Origin of the sequence: Variovorax sp. PAMC 28711, assembly GCF_001577265.1 — a bacterium.
Taxonomy (GTDB): domain Bacteria; phylum Pseudomonadota; class Gammaproteobacteria; order Burkholderiales; family Burkholderiaceae_C; genus Variovorax.
Map to the genome: position 1 here is coordinate 3,109,320 of NZ_CP014517.1, position 18,655 is coordinate 3,127,974.

General features: G+C 63.5%; 20 protein-coding genes and 1 pseudogene. All 21 read left to right on the plus strand.

What is annotated here, in order from left to right:
• The first annotated feature begins 65 nt into the window (after positions 1 to 65).
• The 21 genes and pseudogenes from rpmF (at position 66) to nagZ (ending at position 18,599) form a co-directional block, all read left to right on the plus strand.
• Positions 66 to 248 carry a 50S ribosomal protein L32 gene (gene rpmF / locus AX767_RS15055; RefSeq protein ID WP_007830466.1) on the plus strand — a complete coding sequence of 61 codons (183 nt, stop codon included), beginning with the start codon at positions 66 to 68 and terminating at the stop codon, positions 246 to 248.
• A 97-nt stretch (positions 249 to 345) separates the two neighbouring features.
• The gene (gene plsX / locus AX767_RS15060; RefSeq protein ID WP_068632079.1) at positions 346 to 1,398 is read left to right on the plus strand and encodes a phosphate acyltransferase PlsX; all 1,053 of its coding nucleotides are present in this window, start codon (positions 346 to 348) and stop codon (positions 1,396 to 1,398) included.
• Positions 1,398 to 2,375, plus strand: a complete 978-nt coding sequence (locus AX767_RS15065) for a beta-ketoacyl-ACP synthase III (protein WP_068632080.1) — start codon at positions 1,398 to 1,400, stop codon at positions 2,373 to 2,375. The genes plsX and AX767_RS15065 overlap by 1 nt, the downstream gene beginning before the upstream one ends.
• A 49-nt stretch (positions 2,376 to 2,424) precedes the next feature.
• Positions 2,425 to 3,378 carry an ACP S-malonyltransferase gene (gene fabD / locus AX767_RS15070; protein ID WP_068632081.1) on the plus strand — a complete coding sequence of 318 codons (954 nt, stop codon included), beginning with the start codon at positions 2,425 to 2,427 and terminating at the stop codon, positions 3,376 to 3,378.
• Between the two features lie 29 nt (positions 3,379 to 3,407).
• A complete protein-coding gene (fabG, locus tag AX767_RS15075; protein WP_068632082.1) occupies positions 3,408 to 4,151 on the plus strand; it encodes a 3-oxoacyl-ACP reductase FabG in 744 nt (247 codons plus the stop codon).
• Positions 4,152 to 4,261: 110 nt separating this feature from the next.
• Positions 4,262 to 4,501 carry an acyl carrier protein gene (gene acpP, locus AX767_RS15080; RefSeq protein ID WP_007830471.1) on the plus strand — a complete coding sequence of 80 codons (240 nt, stop codon included), beginning with the start codon at positions 4,262 to 4,264 and terminating at the stop codon, positions 4,499 to 4,501.
• Positions 4,502 to 4,561: 60 nt separating this feature from the next.
• Entirely contained in the window at positions 4,562 to 5,806 is a 1,245-nt protein-coding gene (fabF, locus tag AX767_RS15085; RefSeq protein ID WP_068632083.1) for a beta-ketoacyl-ACP synthase II, read from the plus strand.
• A 13-nt stretch (positions 5,807 to 5,819) separates the two neighbouring features.
• Positions 5,820 to 6,272 (plus strand): hypothetical protein, encoded by a 453-nt coding sequence (locus AX767_RS15090; protein ID WP_068632084.1) that lies wholly within the window; start codon positions 5,820 to 5,822, stop codon positions 6,270 to 6,272.
• Positions 6,269 to 6,939: pseudogene (gene rpoE, locus AX767_RS15095) on the plus strand (RNA polymerase sigma factor RpoE). The gene AX767_RS15090 and the pseudogene rpoE overlap by 4 nt, the downstream one beginning before the upstream one ends.
• A gap of 22 nt (positions 6,940 to 6,961) precedes the next feature.
• Positions 6,962 to 7,603, plus strand: a complete 642-nt coding sequence (locus tag AX767_RS15100) for a sigma-E factor negative regulatory protein (RefSeq protein ID WP_335338832.1) — start codon at positions 6,962 to 6,964, stop codon at positions 7,601 to 7,603.
• A 20-nt stretch (positions 7,604 to 7,623) separates the two neighbouring features.
• Complete coding sequence (locus AX767_RS15105) at positions 7,624 to 8,688, plus strand: MucB/RseB C-terminal domain-containing protein (protein WP_068632086.1); 1,065 nt, start codon at positions 7,624 to 7,626, stop codon at positions 8,686 to 8,688.
• A gap of 54 nt (positions 8,689 to 8,742) precedes the next feature.
• On the plus strand, positions 8,743 to 10,245 hold the full coding sequence (locus AX767_RS15110) for a DegQ family serine endoprotease (protein ID WP_068633749.1): 1,503 nt from the start codon (positions 8,743 to 8,745) through the stop codon (positions 10,243 to 10,245).
• A gap of 522 nt (positions 10,246 to 10,767) precedes the next feature.
• A complete protein-coding gene (lepA, locus tag AX767_RS15115) occupies positions 10,768 to 12,579 on the plus strand; it encodes a translation elongation factor 4 (protein WP_068632087.1) in 1,812 nt (603 codons plus the stop codon).
• Between the two features lie 4 nt (positions 12,580 to 12,583).
• Entirely contained in the window at positions 12,584 to 13,555 is a 972-nt protein-coding gene (gene lepB / locus AX767_RS15120) for a signal peptidase I (RefSeq protein WP_068632088.1), read from the plus strand.
• A gap of 27 nt (positions 13,556 to 13,582) precedes the next feature.
• Positions 13,583 to 13,930 carry a DUF4845 domain-containing protein gene (locus AX767_RS15125; RefSeq protein WP_068632089.1) on the plus strand — a complete coding sequence of 116 codons (348 nt, stop codon included), beginning with the start codon at positions 13,583 to 13,585 and terminating at the stop codon, positions 13,928 to 13,930.
• Between the two features lie 5 nt (positions 13,931 to 13,935).
• Complete coding sequence (gene rnc / locus AX767_RS15130; RefSeq protein ID WP_068632090.1) at positions 13,936 to 14,631, plus strand: ribonuclease III; 696 nt, start codon at positions 13,936 to 13,938, stop codon at positions 14,629 to 14,631.
• Positions 14,628 to 15,602, plus strand: coding sequence for a GTPase Era (gene era / locus AX767_RS15135; RefSeq protein ID WP_068632091.1), 975 nt, complete (start codon positions 14,628 to 14,630; stop codon positions 15,600 to 15,602). The genes rnc and era overlap by 4 nt, the downstream gene beginning before the upstream one ends.
• A 6-nt stretch (positions 15,603 to 15,608) precedes the next feature.
• Positions 15,609 to 16,379 (plus strand): DNA repair protein RecO, encoded by a 771-nt coding sequence (recO, locus tag AX767_RS15140; protein ID WP_068632092.1) that lies wholly within the window; start codon positions 15,609 to 15,611, stop codon positions 16,377 to 16,379.
• Positions 16,376 to 17,134, plus strand: a complete 759-nt coding sequence (locus AX767_RS15145) for a pyridoxine 5'-phosphate synthase (protein ID WP_068632093.1) — start codon at positions 16,376 to 16,378, stop codon at positions 17,132 to 17,134. The genes recO and AX767_RS15145 overlap by 4 nt, the downstream gene beginning before the upstream one ends.
• The gene (gene acpS, locus AX767_RS15150) at positions 17,131 to 17,523 is read left to right on the plus strand and encodes a holo-ACP synthase (RefSeq protein WP_068632094.1); all 393 of its coding nucleotides are present in this window, start codon (positions 17,131 to 17,133) and stop codon (positions 17,521 to 17,523) included. The genes AX767_RS15145 and acpS overlap by 4 nt, the downstream gene beginning before the upstream one ends.
• On the plus strand, positions 17,520 to 18,599 hold the full coding sequence (nagZ, locus tag AX767_RS15155) for a beta-N-acetylhexosaminidase (protein WP_068632095.1): 1,080 nt from the start codon (positions 17,520 to 17,522) through the stop codon (positions 18,597 to 18,599). The genes acpS and nagZ overlap by 4 nt, the downstream gene beginning before the upstream one ends.
• The last annotated feature ends 56 nt before the right edge of the window (positions 18,600 to 18,655 follow it).

Sequence of the window (18,655 nt, forward strand, 5' to 3'; positions counted from 1 at the left end):
TGTCGTTCCTGTGTTCGACAATCTGGCCCGCATCCAGTCACTCACTCAACAGTCCAGGAGCCATCATGGCCGTCCAGCAAAACAAGAAGTCGCCTTCCAAGCGCGGCATGCACCGCTCGCACAACGCTCTGGTCGTTCCCGGCATCGCCGTGGAGCCGACCACTGGCGAGACGCATCTGCGTCACCACATCAGCCCGAACGGTTTCTACCGCGGCCGCCAGGTGCTCAAAAACAAGTCCGAAGCCTGATTTTTCAGACCAAGGCCAAGGCCCGAAGCTACTTTCGCCGTAGCGTCGGGCCTTTGTTTTGATGGCTACGCCTTCTGAATCTCCTGCTCGTTCGTCTGTGATCACGCTTGCCGTCGATTGCATGGGGGGCGACCACGGGCCGCGCGTCACGCTTGCGGCCTGTCGCGCGTTCCTCGAACGTCATCCCGATTCGGCCCTGCTCATGGTCGGCATGCCAGCCGCGCTGTCGAGTTTTTCCCACCCGCGTGCGACCGTGATCGGCGCGAGCGAAGTGGTGGGCATGGACGACCCGGTCGAAATAGCGCTGCGGAAGAAAAAAGACTCTTCAATGCGAGTCGCCATCCAGCAGGTCAAGGACGGCGCGGCCCAAGCTGCCATTTCCGCCGGGAACACCGGCGCATTGATGGCGATCGCGCGCTACCTGCTCAAGACGATGGACGGCATCGATCGTCCGGCCATCGCGCCACAGCTGCCCAACATCAAGGGCGGCGCAACCACCGTGCTCGACCTGGGCGCCAACATCGATTGCGACGCTGAAGACCTGCTGCAGTTTGCGGTGCTTGGGTCGGCGCTGGTCTCTGCGTTGACGGGCAACGAGTCCCCGACGGTCGGTTTGCTCAATGTGGGTGAAGAGGCGATCAAAGGCAGTGAAGTCATCAAAAAAGCGAGTCAATTGCTGCGTACGGCCGGTAACTCGCAGGATTTGAACTTCTATGGCAATGTCGAAGGCAACGATATTTACAAGGGCACGACGGACATCGTCGTGTGCGATGGCTTCGTCGGCAACGTCGCGCTCAAGGCCAGCGAAGGCGTGGCTTCCATGATCGGTGAGTTCATTCGAATCGAATTCTCGCGAAGCATCTGGACGAAAGCTGCGGCAGTTGTCGCCTATCCGGTTTTAAAAGCATTTAAAAATCGTCTGGACCACCGTCGGTATAACGGCGCTGCGTTGCTGGGGCTTCGTGGGTTGGTGTTCAAAAGCCACGGTTCGGCCGACGAAGTGGCGTTCGGGCACGCACTGGATCGCGCTTATGATGCCGCTCGCAACAACCTGCTCGAACGCGTTCGGGCCCGCATCGCCCACGCCGCGCCGTTGCTTGCGCGGCAGGAATCGGCGGCGCCGGTCGACGCCGCGGCGCTTCACGCTTGATGACACCTTATTCCCGCATCACCGGCACCGGCAGTTACCTGCCACCGCGCCGGGTGACCAACGACGACCTCGCCAAAGATCTGGCAGCCCGTGGCATTGAAACCTCGGACCAGTGGATCATCGAGCGCACCGGGATTCATGCCCGTCATTTCGCCGCGCCTGAAGCGAACAGCAGCGACCTCGGTGTCGAAGCGGCCAAAAAAGCGCTCGAAGCCGCTGGTCGCAGTGCGATCGATGTCGATCTGATCATCGTCGCCACGTCGACGCCCGACATGGTTTTCCCGTCGTCGGCCGCCATTCTTCAGCACAAGCTCGGCATCGCCGGCTGTCCGGCTTTCGACGTGCAGGCGGTCTGTAGCGGTTTCGTTTATGCGTTGACGGTCGCGGACGCCATGATCAAGACCGGTTCGGCGAAGTGCGCGCTGGTGATCGGTGCAGAAGTTTTTTCGCGCATCCTCGATTTCAACGACCGCACGACCTGCGTGCTGTTCGGCGACGGAGCCGGTGCCGTGGTGCTCGAAGCGAGCGAAAAGCCTGGCATTTTGGCCAGCGATCTTCATGCGGACGGCAAATATGTCGGCATCCTGTGTGTGCCCGGGCACGTATCGGGCGGCAACGTGCTCGGCACGCCGCTGCTGCACATGGATGGGCAGGCCGTGTTCAAGCTGGCGGTCCGGGTGCTCGAAGAAGCGGCCCGCACCACGCTCGCCAAGGCAGGCAAGACCGAGGCCGACATCGACTGGCTCATTCCGCACCAGGCCAACATCCGCATCATGGAAGGCACGGCGAAGAAGCTGAAGCTGCCGCGCGAGAAGCTGATCGTGACCGTGCATGAACACGGCAACACTTCGGCCGCCTCGATCCCGCTGGCGCTGGACGAAGCGGTGCGCGCCGGCCAGGTCAAGAAGGGCGACACCGTCATGCTCGAAGGCGTGGGCGGCGGCTTCACCTGGGGTGCGGTGCTATTGACTTTGTAGCGCGCTGCGCAGTCTGCATGCGGGCTGCGGCGTGACAGGAGACAAAACAATGAAATCCTTCGCATTTGTTTTCCCCGGACAAGGCTCGCAGGCCGTCGGCATGCTCGACGCCTGGGGCGACCATCCAGCCGTGCGCGAAACCGTTCGCGAAGCCTCGGATGCGCTCGACCAGGATCTGGCGGCACTGATCAAGGACGGTCCGAAGGAGGCGCTGGGCCTCACGACCAACACCCAGCCCGTGATGCTGGTGGCGGGTGTCGCTGCCTGGCGCGCCTGGCAGGCCGAGGGCGGCGCGACGCCATCGGTGGTGGCCGGCCATTCGCTGGGCGAATACTCGGCGCTCGTCGCCTCCGGCGTCCTGACATTGGCGCAGGCTGCGCCTCTCGTGCGGTTCCGGGCGGATGCGATGCAGAAGGCCGTGCCGGTCGGCACGGGCGCGATGGCCGCGATCCTCGGCATGGACGCCTTGAAAGTAATCGCTGGCTGCGGCGAAGTGACGGCTTCGTTCGGCGCGAGCAGTGGTGAAGTCGTCGAAGCCGTCAATTTCAACGAGCCGATGCAGACCGTGATCGCGGGCAGCAAGGCCGCCGTCGAAAAGGCGTGCGAAGTGCTCAAGGCCAACGGCGCCAAGCGTGCATTGCCGCTGCCGGTGTCGGCGCCTTTCCATTCGAGCCTGATGAAGCCGGCGGCCGAGGCGTTGCGAGGAAAACTCGCATCGACCGCGCTGGCGGCACCTCACATCCCGCTTGTCAACAACATCGATGTCGCGATCGAAAGCGCCCCCGAGCGCATTCGCGATGCGCTGGTGCGGCAGGCCGCCGGCCCGGTGCGTTGGGTCGAAACCGTTCAGGCACTGAAAGCCCGCGGTGTCGAGGCCATCATCGAGTGCGGACCCGGCAAGGTGCTGGCCGGCATGGTCAAGCGCATCGCCCCCGAGGTGACGGCTGCCTCGGTCTACGATCCGGCGACGCTCGCTGAAGCCCGGCAAGCGCTCGCCGCCTGACGCCACATCACACATTCAGCAGACCCGACATGAGCATCCCCAAATTTGAAGGCCAGGTCGCCCTGGTGACCGGCGCATCGCGCGGCATCGGCGCGGCGATCGCGCTCGAACTGGCGCAGCGCGGGCTCAAGGTCATCGGCACCGGCACCACCGACGAGGGCGCCGCGAAAATCACCACGGCCCTCAGTGCGTTCGATGGCCGCGGTCGCGCGCTCAATGTCAACGATGGCGCTGCCGTCGACGCATTGATCGACGAGATCGTGAAAGCGTATGGCGCCATTCACGTGCTGGTGAACAACGCCGGCATCACACGCGACAACCTGGCGATGCGGATGAAGGACGACGACTGGGGTGCCGTGCTCGAGACCAACCTCAGCGCAGTGTTCCGTTTGTCGCGGGCCGTGATCCGGCCGATGATGAAGCAGCGCTACGGCCGCATCATCAGCATCACGAGCGTCGTGGGGGCGTCGGGCAACGCAGGCCAGGCCAACTACGCCGCAGCGAAAGCCGGTGTCGCAGGCATGACGCGCGCCCTGGCGCGTGAACTGGGCAGCCGCAACATCACCGTGAATTGCGTGGCGCCCGGCTTCATCGAAACCGACATGACCGCCAGCCTGCCTGAAGCCCAGCAGCAGGCGCTGCTCCAGCAGATCCCCTTGGGTCATCTGGGCAAGCCGGCAGACATCGCGCACGCGGTGGCGTACCTCGCATCCCCGCAGGCCGCTTATGTGACGGGGCAGGAACTGCACGTCAACGGCGGCATGCACATGTAGCCTGCAAGGCGCAATCTTTTCCCGGACGGGCTTTCCTGTGGTTGTGGGCAAATGCCACAATCCGCCCGGCTAAAATCAACCGATTACTTACAACCCCCAGAGGGAATCAAATGAGCGATATCGAAGCACGTGTCAAGAAAATCATTGCCGAACAACTCGGCGTGGAAGAGTCCCAAGTCACCAATGAAAAGGCTTTCGTGGCCGACCTCGGTGCCGACTCCCTCGACACGGTCGAACTCGTGATGGCACTCGAAGACGAGTTCGGCATCGAGATCCCGGACGAAGACGCAGAGAAGATCACCACGGTGCAAAACGCCGTCGACTACGCCACCAAGAATCAAAAGGCCTGATCGGCCGGCCGGGCCACTGCCTCCTGCAGGCCCGGCGCTCTCCCAGAAAGGTTTGCCGGCATGACCAAACGCCGCGTCGTCGTGACCGGGCTCGGTTGCATCGCTCCTGTCGGTAACACGGTGTCCGAATCTTGGGCCAACCTGTTGGCCGGGAAATCGGGCATTGCGAACATCACTGCGTTCGACGCAAGCGCCTTCGCTTGCAAGTTCGCCGGTGAGGTCAAGGGTTTCGACATCACTCAATACATCTCGGAGAAGGAAGCGCGTCACATGGACCGCTTCATTCATCTGGGCTTTGCCGCCGCTATCCAGGCGGTGCAGGACAGCGGGTTGCCGATCGGCGACGACCTGTCCTATGAAGATGCCATTCGCATCGGCTGCAACATTGGCTCGGGCATTGGCGGTCTGCCGATGATCGAAGCCACGCACGGCGAATACACGAGTCGCGGCCCACGCCGCATCTCGCCTTTCTTCGTGCCGGCGTCGATCATCAACATGATCTCGGGTCACGTGTCGATCAAGTTCGGCTTCAAGGGCCCGAACATCGCGGTCGTGACTGCCTGCACGACGGGTCTGCATGCCATCGGGATGTCGGCGCGCATGATCGAGTACGGCGACGCCGACGTGATGATCGCTGGAGGTGCCGAGTCCACCATCTCTCCGCTGGGCATCGGCGGCTTCACCGCGCCACGGGCGTTGAGTACCCGCAACGACGATCCGGCCGCGGCGTCGCGTCCGTGGGACAAGGACCGTGACGGCTTCGTCCTGGGCGAGGGCGCCGGCGTGCTGGTGCTCGAAGAGTACGAACGCGCCAAGGCGCGCGGTGCCAAGATCTACGCGGAAGTCTCCGGCTTCGGCCTCACGGGCGACGCGTACCACATGACCGCGCCCGACGTGGACGGCCCGCGGCGTTCGATGGCGATGGCGCTGGCCAACGCCGGCGTCAATGCCGACCAGGTGCAGTATCTCAACGCCCACGGCACCTCGACGCAGATCGGCGACGTCAACGAGACCAATGCGGTCAAGCTGGCGTTCGGCGATCACGCGAAGAAGCTGGTCGTGAATTCGACCAAGTCGATGACCGGCCATCTGCTGGGCGGCGCCGGCGGCATCGAGTCGGTGTTCACCGTGCTGGCGCTGCATCACCAGAAGAGTCCTCCGACCATCAACATCTTCAACCAGGATCCGGAGTGCGACCTGGACTACTGCGCCAACGAAGCGCGCGACCTCAAGATCGATGTGGCCGTGAAGAACAACTTTGGCTTTGGCGGCACCAACGGCACGCTGGTGTTCAAGCGCGTTTGATTTCCTCCTTTTCATGCACAGCGCCCCGTCGGTAACTTATCCGGTGGGGCGTTCGCGCTATGCGACCCGGCTTTTGGCACTCATCTGGGCCGCGGGGGCCTGCTGCGCAGGCGCTGCCTGCTATTCACTCGATCATGTGGGATGGCGCGGGCTGCTGTTGGTCGCAAGCACCGTCCTGGCGGGCGCCGCGGCTTTGGGTTCGTTGATCAAGGCCCCGGTGGCCAACCTCGCATTCGACGGCCAGCGCTGGTCGCTTTCCGGCGAGCCTTCGCAACAGATCGCAGATGCGATCGTGGTGCTTGATTTTCAGGTGCTGCTTCTGGTGCGGCTCGATGTGCCGAGGGCTTCGGCCCGCTGGCTCTGGCTGGAGCGTCGTGCGCAGCCGGCAATATGGCACGACGTGCGCCGAGCGCTTTATTCGCGTGCACCGTCTGCCGTCGAGCGCGCCTTGCCGGGGGTGCCATGAGCGATATCCAGCCGCCCGCACCGTCCGACATCGGGCCCATTGACCCCTCGGCACCGCCGAAGCCCGGTGAGGTCGATTTGCAACTCGTGCTGCGAACCGTCGCTGGCGACCAGAAAGCGTTCGAACTGCTGGTCATCAAATACCAGAGGCGGATCGAGCGACTGATCGGACGCATGGTTCGTGATGTCGATCTGGTCGAAGACATCGCGCAGGAGACTTTCATTCGCGCTTACCGCGCGTTGCACCAGTTTCGCGGCGACGCGCAGTTCTACACCTGGCTGTACCGGATCGCCGTCAATACGGCCAAGAAGGCGCTGGTCGACATGAAGCGCGACCCACCGTCTCCGAGAGCGCACTGCGGCCCGGCTCGGACGACGACGATGAAACTTACCGGCCCGGAAACGAACCAACCACCGACGAGACCCCTGAAACCATCCTGGCTGCCAACGAAATTGCGCGTGCCGTGGAGGCCGCGATGGAAGCGCTGCCGGCCGAATTGCGGCAGGCAGTGACGTTGCGGGAGATCGAGGGCATGAGCTACGAAGAGATCGCCGAGGTCATGAATTGCCCGATCGGCACGGTGCGTTCGCGGATTTTCCGTGCGCGCGAGGCCATTTCGGCACGGGTCAAACCGTTGCTGGACAACCAGACGGGCAAGCGCTGGTAAGCAGGTGAATGAAATGAATCAAATGAACACGATCCCCGAACAAATTTCCGCGTTGGCCGACGGCCAGTTGCAGGGCGACGAATTCGCAGCGGTGATGCGCCAGTTGGGCGAAAAATCGGATCTGCGCGCGACCTGGCGAACCTATCACGTCGTGGGCGATGTGCTGCGCTCCGGCGGCCATGCGCCTTGCAGCGATGGCTCGGCCTTTCTGTCGAAGTTGCAGCAACGGCTCGCGGCCGAACAGATTCGCCCGCAATCCGCGGCCCCGAGCGCGCCGGCGCCGGTGACGGTGGCTGAAGCGGCCAACGAGCCGGTATTTCGTTGGAAGCTGGTGGCCGGCGCGGCCTCGTTGGCTGCGGCCGCAGCGATCGGCTGGACGTGGGTCGGTATGAGTTCTGGCGCGAGCGGGGCGCAATTGGCGCAACAGGAACAGCGACTCCAGGACCCCTCGCGATCGGTGCTCGCAGTGGCCGGTTCACCGACACCGACCAGCGCGCTGCTGTCGTCCACCCGGGTGCTGGTGGGCAAGGGTGCCGAGGCGCAAGTAATGCTGCGCGATCCGCGGCTGGATGAATTGCTCGAAGCGCATCAGCAAGTCGGCGGTGCATCGCAGATGCCTTCTGGCTTCCTGCGCAACGCGACGTTCGAAGCCCCTTCGCGCTGAACGCGCAGCCGGCCGACCGCATGACTGTTTCGCTGCCAATGTCTGCTCGCAAGATCGCTCTCGTCTTTGCCGCGCTGTGCATGGTGCAGTTCGCATTGGCGCAAACGCGCAGTGCGCCAGGCGGAGGCATGGCTATCGCGCCGTCGGCGCCGCTGGGCGATACGCCCACGCTGAGCGTCGTCGAGTGGTTGCAGCGCATGCACTCGGCCTCCCGCCAGCGCAGCTATGTCGGAACGTTCGTGGTCTCGGCGGCGACCGGCGATCTGTCGAGCGCGCGCATCTGGCATGTGTGCGAAGGTGACCTCCAAATGGAGCGCGTCGAAGCGCTCTCCGGTCCGCCGCGCTCCACCTTCCGGCGCAACGATCGCGTGATGACTTTCCTGCCCGATGCCAAGGTGGTGAAGAGCGAAAAGCGCGACAGTCTTGAATTGTTCCCCAACTTACTCGGCACACCGGATTCTGCGCTCAACGATTTTTACAGCGTGCGTGTGCTCGGCAAGGGCCGCGTGGCCGGTTTCGATGCCGATGTGGTGAATCTCGTGCCGCGCGACATGCTGCGCTTCGGGTATCGCATCTGGAGCGAGCGCCGGTCGGGGCTCGTCGTGAAACTTCAGACGCTCGATGGCGAAGGTCGCGTGGTCGAGCAGTCGGCGTTCTCCGAGCTGCAGCTCGACGCGCCGGTCAAGGTACAAGCCTTGTCTCAGATGATGGCCGACACCACTGGCTACCGAATCGAAAAATCCGAGCTCGATCGCACCACGCCGCAGGCCGAGGGCTGGACCCTGAAGAACCCGGTGGACGGTTTCAAGCCGGCCAGCTGCTACCGCCGCACCCTGGGAGGCGCCGGGTCCGGCGAGCATGCGATGCAATGGACATTCACGGACGGTCTTGCAACCGTCTCGCTGTTCGTCGAGCCCTATGACGCGCAACGGCAGCCCAAAGAAGTTTTGCTGGCGCTCGGCGCCACCCACACCATGACACGTCGGCTGGTGGACCCTTCCGGCGACTGGTGGCTGACGGCGGTGGGCGAAGTGCCGCCGCAGACGCTCGAAGCATTTGCGTTGCGGCTTGCCCGTACCCGCTGAGCGCCGTGTCGCCGCGTGTCGTTGAAGCAGGTTTTTTCTAAGAAAGAGATGTTGATGATGTTTCCAGTCGACGGAAAAAAGATCCGCTCCTGTTTGCTCGCATGCACCATGGCCGTGGCGGCCACGGGCGGGCTGATGCCGGTGACCGCGGTGCACGCGCAGACGCGCACGCTGCCGGATTTCACCGATCTGGTCGATCAGGTCGGCCCGTCGGTGGTCAACATCCGCACGGTCGAAAAGGTCGCGCAGCGCGGCGCCGGCAACGGCAGTGGCAACGGTGAGATGGACGAGGAGATGCAGGAATTTTTCCGGCGATTTTTCGGACAACCGCTGCCGGGGGCACCCGGCACGCCGAAATCCACGCCGCGTCCGAACCGGCCGCAGCAGCCGCAGGAAGAAGAGCGCCCGCGCGGCGTGGGCTCCGGCTTTATCCTGACGGCCGATGGCTACGTGATGACCAATGCGCATGTGGTCGAAGGCGCTTCCGAAGTGATGGTCACCTTGCCCGACAAGCGTGAGTTCAAAGCAAAGATCATCGGCACCGACAAACGCACCGACGTTGCTGTGGTGAAGATCGAAGGCGCCGCGCTGCCCGCCGTGAAGATCGGCGACATCTCCAAACTGCGCGTCGGCGAATGGGTGATGGCGATCGGCTCGCCGTTCGGGCTCGAGAACACCGTCACGGCCGGCATCGTGAGCGCCAAGCAGCGCGACACCGGTGACTACCTCCCTTTCATCCAGACCGATGTGGCCATCAACCCTGGAAACTCGGGCGGTCCGCTGATTAACATGCGCGGCGAAGTGGTTGGCATCAACAGCCAGATCTATTCGCGTTCCGGCGGGTTCATGGGCATCTCGTTCTCGATCCCGATCGACGAGGCGATTCGCGTGAGCGACCAGCTGCGCACCACGGGCCGCGTCTCGCGCGGTCGCATCGGCGTGCAGATCGATCAGGTCACCAAGGACGTGGCCGAGTCCATCGGACTCGGCAAGGCGCAAGGGGCGCTGGTGCGCGGCGTCGAAGCCGGCTCGCCCGGCGAGAAGGCCGGCATCGAAGCGGGCGACATCATCACCAAATTCGACGGCAAGGCCATCGAGAAGCCGAGTGACCTGCCGCGGCTGGTCGGCAATACGAAGCCTGGCACCAAGAGCGCGTTGACGGTGTTTCGGCGCGGCGCATCGAAAGAGCTGACAGTCACCATTGCGGAAATCGAGCCGGAAAAGCAGGTCAAGACCATCGAACGCGACGAGCCTGTGCCGAAGCCTTCTGCTTCAGCCGCAGCGAAGTCGCTGGGCCTCGCGTTAAGCGATCTCACGGACGCACAGAAAAAAGAACTGAAGCTCAAGGGCGGCGTGAAGATCGATGCCGCCACCGAGTCTGCTGCGCGTGCTGGATTGCGCGAAGGCGACGTGATCCTGGCGGTGAGTAACGTCGAGGTGTCCAACGTGCGCGAATTCGATGGCGTGCTCTCTAAGGCGGACAAGGCCAAGCCGGTCAGCGTGCTCTTCAGGCGCGGCGATTGGGCACAGTACGCACTGATCCGACCCGCACGCTGATTCGGAGGATCCCGTCAAGTGGCCCCACCCGGTAGTCGGGTTTGGGGCCTTTTTTGAGACAGTTGAAGCCTTGAAAGGCCTGACTTTCAGTTTTTTTCAATGGCGCTTTAGCCATGGATTAGTTGGTGAATGCTAACTTGATAGGTAGGCTTAGGACCACTTTCGGTAGAATGAGCCTGTTCAGACAATCACTTGTGACATAAGCAGGCGTGACACCTTCACGATGCGGTATTCCAACAGGCAGTCCACCGGTGCTCCACAGATCACCCACAAGTTGTTCAGAACTTAGTCCACCGATTCTGTTGATAACTTGTTGATATCTTTCATGTTGCTGACCTGCAACGACCTTTCACGACCCCTTCTGCGGATGTACGTCCTTTCCTTTTTGCCTACAATGAAGTTCCAACTACTGCAGTTGCCATTGCTTGTTGGTTCAGGGCGCGTCTCCGTAAGACGCGCCCTTTTTTCTTGCCTGTCGCCTTCTGCGCACCAGCCAATTCAAGTACTTAAGCGTTCCCGTTGATGAATCACATCAGAAACTTTTCGATCATTGCGCACATCGACCACGGCAAGTCGACGCTCGCAGACCGCTTGATCCAGCGTTGCGGCGGTCTCGAAGATCGTCAGATGGAAGCGCAGGTTTTGGACTCGATGGACATCGAGAAAGAGCGTGGGATAACCATCAAGGCGCAGACCGCTGCGCTGCACTACAAAGCGCTCGATGGACAGGTCTACAACCTCAATCTGATCGACACACCGGGGCATGTCGACTTCTCGTATGAAGTGAGTCGCTCGCTCTCAGCGTGCGAAGGCGCATTGCTCGTGGTCGATGCATCGCAAGGTGTCGAAGCGCAGACGGTGGCCAATTGCTACACGGCACTCGATCTCGGCGTCGAGGTGCTGCCGGTGCTGAACAAGATCGACTTGCCGAACGCGGACCCCGACAACGCCAGGTCTGAAATCGAAGACGTGATCGGCATCGACGCCACCGAGGCGATTTTGTGTTCTGCCAAGACCGGCATCGGCATCGACGACATCCTCGAAGCCGTGGTCGCCAAGGTGCCGCCACCGCGTGGCAATCCCGATGCGGCGCTGCGCGCGATGATCATCGACAGCTGGTTCGATCCGTACGTCGGTGTCGTGATGCTGGTGCGGGTTGTGGACGGCCGACTGGTGAAGGGTGAACGCATCAAGATGATGGCGTCCGGCGCGATGTACAACGCCGACAACCTGGGTGTGTTCACGCCGGCCACCGAAAAACGCGAGTCACTGGAAGCGGGCGAGGTGGGCTTCATCATCGCCGGCATCAAGGAACTGCAGGCGGCCAAGGTCGGCGACACGGTCACCCTGATCAAGCCCGGCACCGGCGGCGCAGCAGCCACCGCAACCGAAGCGCTCCCGGGTTTCAAGGAAATTCAGCCGCAGGTGTTCGCCGGGCTGTACCCGACCGAAGCGAGCGAATACGACTCGCTGCGCGACGCACTTGAAAAACTCAAGCTCAACGACGCTTCGCTGCACTATGAGCCCGAGGTCAGCCAGGCGCTGGGCTTCGGCTTTCGATGCGGCTTTCTCGGCCTGCTGCACATGGAGATCGTGCAGGAGCGACTGGAGCGCGAGTTCGACCAGGACCTGATCACCACCGCACCGAGCGTGGTCTACGAGGTGGTCAAGAACGACGGCACCGTCCTGATGGTCGAAAACCCGTCCAAGATGCCCGAGATCGGCAAGACCGCCGAGATCCGCGAACCCATCGTCACGATGCACCTCTACATGCCACAAGAGTACGTGGGCGTGGTGATGACGCTCGCCAACCAGAAGCGCGGCGTGCAAATGAACATGGCCTACAAGGGCCGCCAGGTGGTGTTGACCTACGAGATGCCGCTGGCCGAAATCGTGCTCGATTTCTTCGACAAGCTCAAGAGCGTCAGCCGGGGCTATGCCTCGATGGACTACGAGTTCAAGGAGTACCGCTCGGCCGAGGTGGTGAAGGTCGACATTCTGCTCAACGGCGAGAAGGTCGATGCGCTGTCGATCATGTTGCACCGCAGCCAGAGCGTGTACCGCGGCCGCGCCGTGGTGTCGAAGATGCGCGAGATCATTTCGCGCCAGATGTTCGACGTCGCGATCCAGGCCGCCATCGGGGTCAACATCATCGCGCGTGAGACAATCAAAGCGCTCCGAAAGAACGTGCTCGCCAAGTGCTACGGCGGTGACATCAGCCGCAAGAAAAAGCTGCTCGAGAAGCAGAAAGCGGGCAAGAAAAGAATGAAGCAGATCGGCTCGGTCGAGGTCCCGCAAGAGGCCTTCCTTGCCATCCTGCAAGTCGAAGACTGAATCCATGGCATTCCTCACCTCCCTGATCCTCGCGGCGTTTGCCGGCTACATCGGCGCCTGGTATTTCGGCGTGGTCGAAGGCAACTTCGCGCTGCTGCTGTTCCTGGCCACCGTCGTCACCGGCATCTACTGGCTGGCCGAGCGCTTCTACTTTTTGCCCAAGCGCCGTCGCGCGGCCCAAACGCTCGACGCGTCGCTGGCCGAACGCAATGCGCGCCTGGCCGACAAGGGCATCACGCAGGTCGACACGGTCGACGTGAAGGCGCGCGAACGGCTGGTCATGCAGCCCTGGTGGCTCGACTGGACAGCGGGCTTGTTCCCGGTGATCCTGGCCGTCTTCTTGCTGCGCTCGTTCCTGTTCGAGCCGTTCAAGATCCCGTCGGGCTCGATGATGCCGACGCTGCTCACCGGCGACCTGATCCTGGTCAACAAATTCACCTACGGCCTGCGCCTGCCGGTCATCAATACCAAGTTGACAAACGGCACGCCACCGGCGCGCGGCGACGTGATGGTGTTCCGCTATCCGCCGCAGCCGAGCCTGGACTACATCAAGCGCGTGGTCGGGGTGCCGGGCGACGAGGTGGCCTACCTCAACAAGAAGCTCACGATCAACGGCAAGCCGGTCCCCAAGGACGCGCTTCCCGACTATTTCGACGAGGAAGCGATGCGCTACCTCAAGCAATACAACGAGGACCTCGTGGGCAAGCAGCACCATTTGCTCAACGACGACAGTCGCCGTGCCGGCCTGTCCGAAGCCGAGATCATGGCGTTCCCAAATCGTGACAATTGTCGTTACAGTGTCGAAGGCGTGGTGTGCAAGGTCCCTGAAGGGAGCTACTTCATGATGGGCGACAACCGCGACAACTCGCTCGATTCACGCTACTGGGGCTTCGTTCCGGACAAGAACATTGTCGGCAGGGCGTTCTTCATCTGGATGAACTTCGGCAATTTCAAGCGCATCGGCGCATTCCAATAAAACAAGTCATTCGAGGGGTCTGAGGGCATGAAGGCAAGTCAATTCAAGCAGCGCGGCATTTCGTTCATCGGACTGCTGTTCGTCGCCATCGTGCTGGCGTGCGTGGGCGTGGTCGCCGCGCAGGTCATTCCGACCTTGATCGAGTACCAGGCGATCGACAAGGCCGCGAACAAGGCGAAAGAAGGCAACACGGTGCCCGAAGTCCGCGCGATCTTCGACCGCTCGCAGGCCATCGACGACTTCAAGCTGAGCGGCAAGGACCTGGACGTGCAAAAGGTCGGCGACAAGGTCGTCGTCGCCTACGCCTACGAGCGCGAAATCCATCTTTTCGGCCCCGCCTTCCTCACCATGAAGTACAAGGGCCAGTCGCGCTGAACACCGTGAACGGTGGCCTTGCGGCGCTCCAGGCGCGCCTGCAGCACAGCTTTGGCGACGCCCGCCTGCTCCAGCAGGCGCTCACGCACCGCAGTTTTTCATCGGACCACAACGAACGCCTTGAATTCCTCGGCGATTCGGTCCTGAATCTCGCGGTGTCGCATCTGCTCTTCGTGCGCCTCGGCACGCTGCCCGAGGGCGACCTCTCGCGCGTGCGCGCCAACCTCGTGAAGCAGGAAACCTTGCATCAGTTGGCGCTCAGGCTCGGGCTGCCGACGCTGCTGCGACTGGGTGAGGGCGAGTCGCGATCGGGCGGTTCTGCCCGGCCGTCGATTCTGGCCGACGCGCTCGAGGCGCTGATCGGGGCGGTCTACCTCGACGCGGACTACGCGGCCGCGCAGGCGCTGGTTCACCGGCTCTACGAAGACGTCGAAATGAACCCGCGCATGGACGCGGCCGCCAAAGATCCGAAGACCGAATTGCAGGAATGGCTGCAGGGCCACAAAATGAAGCTGCCGGTCTACCGCGTCGCCGGCACGGTCGGCGCAGCGCACAAACAGACGTTCGAGGTGGAGTGCGAAGTGACGGAGCTGGCGCTCAGAGAACGCGGCATCGGCGGTTCGCGCCGTGCCGGAGAGCAGGCCGCCGCCGCCGCCATGCTCATCCAATTGAAAAGCCGAAGCCCGAAACAAGCCCCATGACGAATCCAGACGATGCCATCCCTTCCGCAGCGCCGCTTGCCGATGCAGCGATCGCTGCCGGCCCGATCGGTCCCCAACATTGCGGCCTGATCGCGATCGTCGGCAAACCCAACGTGGGCAAGTCGACGCTGCTCAATGCGCTGGTCGGCCAGAAGATCAGCATCACGTCGCGCAAAGCGCAGACCACGCGGCACCGCATCACCGGCATGCGCACGTTGGGCGCGACGCAGTTCGTGTTCGTCGACACGCCCGGTTTCCAGACGCTGCATGCCAATGCGCTCAACAAGTCGCTCAACAAGACGGTGCAGGGCGCCGTCGGCGACGTCGACCTGATCCTGTTCGTGGTCGAGGCCGGCAGCTTCACGCCGGCCGACGCGCGCGTGCTCAAGCTGCTCGGCAAGGGCATCCCGACGGTGCTGCTCGCCAACAAGCTCGACAACATCCATCGCCGCGGCGACATCGCCCCGTGGCTGCAGCAAATGCAGGGCAAGCACGCCTTCGCCGAATTCGTGCCGATGTCCGCCAAGAACGCGAAAGATGTCGAGCGGGTGTTCGGCATCTGCGAGAAATACCTGCCCGAGCAGCCGTGGTTCTATGGCGAAGACGAGCTCACCGACCGCAGCGAGAAGTTCCTGGCGGGTGAACTGGTGCGCGAGAAACTCTTCCGCCTCACGGGCGACGAGTTGCCCTACACCTCGACCGTGATCATCGACAAGTTCGAGGAAGAACCGCCGCAGAAAAAAGGCCAGAAGCGCCTTCTGCGCATCGCCGCAACCATCGTGGTCGAGCGCGACGGCCACAAGGCGATGGTGATCGGCGACAAGGGCGAGCGCATCAAGCGCATCGGCATGGAGACCCGCGTCGAGCTGGAGAAGCTGGCCGATGCCAAGGTCTTCATCGAGCTCTGGGTCAAGGTGCGTTCCGGTTGGGCCGATGACGAAGCACGGGTTCGCTCCTTCGGCTACGAATAACGCGGCGTGGCCACGCATCGCGTCTCCCACGAACCGGCTTATGTGCTCCATCGCTACGACTGGAGCGAGTCGAGCCTGATCCTCGAGGTGTTCACGCGGCACCACGGTCGCATCGCGCTGGTGGCCAAGGGTGCCAAGCGCCCGAGCTCCAATTTCCGGCCCGTGCTGCTGCCGCTGCAGCCGCTGCAACTCAACTATGGCGGCGATGCGGAAATCCGGGCGCTCAAGGGCGCGGAATGGGTTGGCGGTCATGTCATGCCGACTGGTGAGGCGCTGCTTTCGGGCCTGTACCTCAACGAGTTGCTGCTGCGTCTTCTCGCCCGCGACGACGCCCATGAAGCGCTGTTCGACGCTTACGCCGGCGTGGTCGAAGTGCTGGCCGGCGAGCACGTCGGCGCCCAGGCCGCCACGCAGGCGGCCGCCCTGCGCGCCTTCGAGCTGCTGCTGCTGCGCGAAGTCGGTTTGCTGCCGGGGCTCGACACACAGACCCTCACGCTCGCGCCGCTCATGGCCGGGGCGAGTTACCGGCTGGTGCCCGAAGCCGGCCTGCGCCAGGCGGAGCAGGGTGAGGCCGCGCTGGCCGGTGCGGAGTGGGAAGCGCTGCAGCACGCGCTCGACGATCGCGCCCCGTTCACCGCCACGCTGCGCCGCATCGCGACCATGAACGCCGGCACCAACAGCGCATTGCGAAACCAGTTGCGCGTGCTGCTCAACTACCATTGCGGCGTGTCCACATTGCGCACGCGCCAGATGATGCGAGACCTGCAAGCCCTATGACAAACATCCCGGCCACCACCGCACTGTCGGTCAACCTCAACAAGGTCGCGCTGGTGCGAAACACGCGCCATCTCGGCATCCCGAGCGTGCTGTTCGCTGCGTCGATGTGCCTCGATGCCGGTGCCAACGGCATCACCGTGCACCCGCGGCCCGACGCGCGTCACATTCGCGCGCAGGACGTGCACGACCTGTCGGCGCTGCTCTCCAGGGACTGGCCGGGCGTCGAGTTCAACATCGAAGGCAATCCGTTCCACAACCTGATGGATTTCGTGCGCGAGCGCCGGCCCCACCAGGCGACCTTCGTGCCCGACAGCGAAGACCAGGCGACCAGCGACCACGGCTGGCGCTTTCCGGACGATGCCGAGCGCCTGCGTCCGCTCGTCGCCGAAGCGAAGTCGCTCGGCGTGCGGGTGAGCCTTTTCATGGACCCCGAGCCGCAGATGATGGCCGCGGTCAAGGCGATCGGCGCGGACCGCGTCGAGCTCTATACCGAAGGCTACGCGGCATCGCGTGGCACGTCGCGTGCCGACGGCGTCCTGAAGCTCTACGTCGAGACGGCGCGCGCGGCACAGGCGGTCGGGCTCGAAGTCAACGCCGGCCACGACCTGAGCCGCGACAACCTCAGCGATTTCCTGCGGGCCGTGCGCGGCGTGCGCGAGGTGTCGATCGGCCACGCTTTCGTGTCGGACGCACTCGAACTGGGTTACGAAGCGACGACCCGCGAGTACCTGCGCTGCATCGCCGACGCCCAGTGATTTACGGCATCGGCACCGACATCTGCGATGTGCGCCGCATCGCGGCCACCTTCGCGCGACAGGGCGAGCGCTTTCCCCGCAAGGTGCTGAGCGATGCCGAGTTCGCGATCTGGCAGGCGCGCAGCGCACGCTGGCCCAAACGGGGCGTCAGCTACCTCGCGACGCGTTTCTCTGCGAAGGAAGCGTTCAGCAAGGCGATCGGCATGGGCATGCGCATGCCGATGACCTGGCGGCTCTGCGAGATCGCCAACGTGCGCAGCGGCAAGCCGGTGATCGTGCTGCATGGCGAACTCAAGGAATGGTTCGAGGGGCAAGGCCTCACGGCCCATGTCACCGTGACCGATGAAACCGATTACGCGGCGAGCTTCGTCGTCGTGGAAAAAGCATGAACGATCCGATCCACGCGCCGCTCATCATCGATGTGGCCGGCACCGAACTCACGCAGGCCGATCGCCGCCGGCTGGCCGATCCGCTGGTGGGCGGCGTGATCCATTTCGCCCGCAACTGGCAGGACCGCGCCCAGCTCACTGCGCTCAACGCCGAGCTGAAATCGCTCCGGCCCGACTTGCTCATCAGCGTCGACCACGAAGGCGGTCGCGTGCAGCGGTTTCGCAGCGACGGGTTCACGCGCTTGCCGTCGATGCGCTCGCTGGGCGACCTGTGGATGGCCGACGCGATGCGCGCCACGCAGGTCGCGACCGCTTGCGGCTACGTGCTCGCGGCCGAGCTGCGTGCGACCGGTGTCGACTTCAGCTTCACGCCGGTGCTCGACCTCGATCATGGCGAAAGCAGCGTCATCGGCGACCGCAGTTTTCACCGCGATCCGCGCGTGGTCGCGTTGCTGGCCAAGAGCCTTGCGCTGGGCCTGTTGCAGGCCGGCATGGGCAGTTGCGGCAAGCACTTCCCAGGGCACGGTTTCGTCAAGGCGGATTCGCATGTCGCCATCCCGGTCGACCGGCGCAGCCTCAAGGCCATCCTGGCCGACGATGCACAACCGTTTCGCTGGCTCGCCAACACGCTCGGCGCGGTGATGCCGGCGCATGTGATCTACCCGAAAGTCGACGCGCGGCCCGCCGGTTTTTCCGCGAAGTGGTTGCAGGACATCTTGCGCACCCGTCTCGCGTTCGACGGCGCCGTGTTCAGCGACGACCTGAGCATGGAGGCTGCGCGCCGTATCGACGGCCAGCTGCTGAGCTACACCGACGCCGCACTGGCCGCGCTGGACGCTGGCTGCGACCTCGCATTGCTCTGCAACCAGAGCGTGGGCGAGGGCGCGCCGCTCGATGAATTGCTCGATGGCTTTTCGCGGGCGCGCCGCAGCGGGCGCTGGAAGCCGGTTGCGGCCAGCGAACGGCGCCGCCGTGCCTTGCTGCCAGCGACGCCGGCAACGGCGTGGGACGCGATGACGCGTTCGACCGCCTACCGCAACGCACTCGATCTGCTGTCGAATCCGGGGACACCATGACCCATCCTGCTGCAGAAGCCTCCGACCTGTTCTGGCGTGCCTGGCAAGTCGGCGCC